The sequence below is a fragment of the Streptomyces sp. NPDC047081 genome (genome assembly GCF_040643775.1).
Classification (GTDB): Bacteria; Actinomycetota; Actinomycetes; order Streptomycetales; family Streptomycetaceae; genus Streptomyces.
Window position 1 is genome coordinate 1 of record NZ_JBEYUY010000070.1, and the last position, 2500, is coordinate 2500.

Below are 2500 nucleotides of genomic sequence, written 5' to 3' on the forward strand. Positions count from 1 at the left end.
GGGCATGCTGCCGGGGCTCGCCATGCATCTGTCGATTCCGCTGCCGCGCCGGGGGCCGCGCCGGGGGCCGCGCCGGGGGCCGCGCATTCGTGCGTGTGCTCGATTTTCAGGAATGCCGGCGTTTGCAGGGCACCTGGGAATCGGTCGTGCAGGTCACCGGCCACGACGCCTTGCGTCGCGCTTGCGTGAAAAGCCCTGAAAAACGGTCGTGAATTCACGAGAATTCCAGCATTATCAAGCCGGAATTCTGCTTCAGGCGGGGTGTCGGTCGAGCTATATTTGAATAGTTCCCGGAAAGGCCGGGAATAGAAAACCCGCCGATGGGCTCCGCCCGAAAACGGATGACGGGTGAAGTGTGCCCAAAGGCAGGCCGTTTTCGAATTCCGGCACGGTAACCCCGGTAACCCGGTGAAAGGACTTTCTCGATGACGAACACCGCCACACCTGCGCCCGCGTCCCCGCCTTCAGGCCCGGCCGGGCAGCAGTCCGCCTCCGCTGCGCCGAGTACCTCCACGGCGCCAGCGGGCTCCGCACCCGGCCCGGGTACCAAGGCGCGCCCGGGCGAGCTGCGCGCGCGGATCGCGCAGGTGCTGGCGGCGAGTCCGGGGAGGGTCTTCACCGTCACGGAACTGGCGCGAAGGCTGGGACATTCCGGCGGGGCGGTCGGCAACGCATGCGACACGCTGGTGTGCCGGGGCGAGGCGGAGCGATCCGGTTCCAACCCCCGTACGTACCGGGCGACTTCGGCGACGGCCAACGCGGCCCAGCACACCGCACCGCCTCCGCCACCGCAGGGCGGCACGCCCCAGGTGCCGCGCCAGACCTCCCCGCAGGCGCCTGCGGCCCCGCCACCGAACGGACGGCCGCTGCCGATCGTCCGCCCGAACGGGCAGACGTACCACCCCCGGGCGCTGGCCCAGTTGCCGGATGTGGAAGCGCTGCGCAGGTTGCGGGAGGCGCAGGTGGCGGTGCTGTTGTACGGGCCCCCGGGGACGGGGAAGACCTCCCTGATCGAGGCGGCCTTCCCGGACCTGATCACGGTGGCCGGGGACGGGGACACCACGGTCGGCGACCTGATCGGCGAGTACACCCAGGACGCGAACGGCGGCTACGTGTTCATCTACGGGCCCCTGGTGACCGCCATGCAGGAAGGCCGCGCCCTCCTCCTGGACGACGCCACGCTGATCTCCCCGAAGGTGCTGGCCGCCCTGTACCCGGCGATGGACGGCCGCAGGCAGATCCAGGTCAAGGCGCACAAGGGCGAAACGATCACGGCCGCCGATGGCTTCTACGTGATCGCCGGACACAACCCCGGTGTCCACGGGGCGGTCCTCACCGAGGCCCTCGCCTCCCGATTCAGCATGCAGATCCAGGTCGGCTCCGACTACGACCTCGCCGCCTCCCTGAAGATCAACCGGACGGCGGTACGGATCGCCCGCCACCTCGCCACCAGCCAGCAGGCCGGAGACGTCGGCTGGGCGCCGCAGCTGCGCGAACTGATCGCCTTCCAGAAGATCTCCGACGTACTCGGCACCGAGGCCGCCTTCGCCAACCTGGTCGGCATCGCGCCCCTGGAAGACCGGGACACGGTCGCCGAGATCGTCACCAAGGCGATCGGCCGCCCGGTCACCGCCCTGGCCCTGGGCCGCCAACTCTGACACCCGCCCCGCCCCGGGCCGGGCACCGCCCCGGCCCGGGCCCCACCGACCTCTTGGAGAGGACCGATCTGCCATGCCCGCACCCGCTCACGTGCTGAGCGCCCCGCCCGCCGTTACCGAGACCGAACTCGATCTGGCCCGTTGGGAGGACGACGGCGGCCCCGTCGCAGAACCTCGCCCCGGCCCGCACGCCCCTCACTGGCTGCGCATCGCCGCCGCTCTGGGGGAGCGATTGCCCGAACTCGCCGAACGCGAGGACGTGATCGTCACCTGCGAGCACGGCACCCGCTCGGGCGCCCCGGCCGCCTTCTACCCCGGCACGGCCCAACTGGAGATCGACGCAGGGCTCTTCGCCCCGCTGCACCCGGCCACCATCGACCCCACCCGGGTGGGCGACGAGGAGAACTACCCGGTCGCCTGGGGCGCGTTCACGCACGAGGCCGCGCACGCCCGCCACAGCGCCTGGACCACGCCGCCACCGCTACGTGGCACGGCCCTGGACGCGGCAGCCCAGCTCCTGGAGGAATCCCGGGCCGAGCACGCCCACCTGGCCCGCCGTCCGGGCGACCGCCGTTTCCTCCGGGCCGCCGTACACACCCTGGTTATGGCGGACTTCACCAGTGCCACGCCCACCGACCGGTGGCAGGCGGCGCTGGCGGCCGGGCTGATCCTCGCCCGCCGGGACGCCGGAATTCTCGACCCGGACGAGACCGAACCCCTGGAACAGACCGTCACCGCCATCCTCGGCCAGGACCTGCTGGCGACCCTCGGCCAGATCTGGATGGCCGCCCACACCACGGCCGACGCGAACGAGCAGGCGATGCTGGGGCATGCCGCAGCCT

Annotated in this window: 2 protein-coding genes (1 of these 2 cut by a window edge); both read left to right on the forward strand. The window is 71.4% G+C overall.

What is annotated here, in order from left to right; genetic code table 11:
- Positions 1 to 578: 578 nt before the first annotated feature.
- On the forward strand, positions 579 to 1658 hold the full coding sequence (locus tag ABZ848_RS49440; protein ID WP_360843705.1) for an AAA family ATPase: 1080 nt from the start codon (positions 579 to 581) through the stop codon (positions 1656 to 1658).
- Positions 1659 to 1731: 73 nt separating this feature from the next.
- Positions 1732 to 2500, forward strand: partial view of a hypothetical protein gene (locus ABZ848_RS49445; RefSeq protein WP_360843702.1) — the 5' end (the start) only. The gene runs 1049 nt beyond the window's last position; 769 of the gene's 1818 nt are visible here — the first part of the coding sequence; its start codon is at positions 1732 to 1734; its stop codon lies off the right edge, out of view.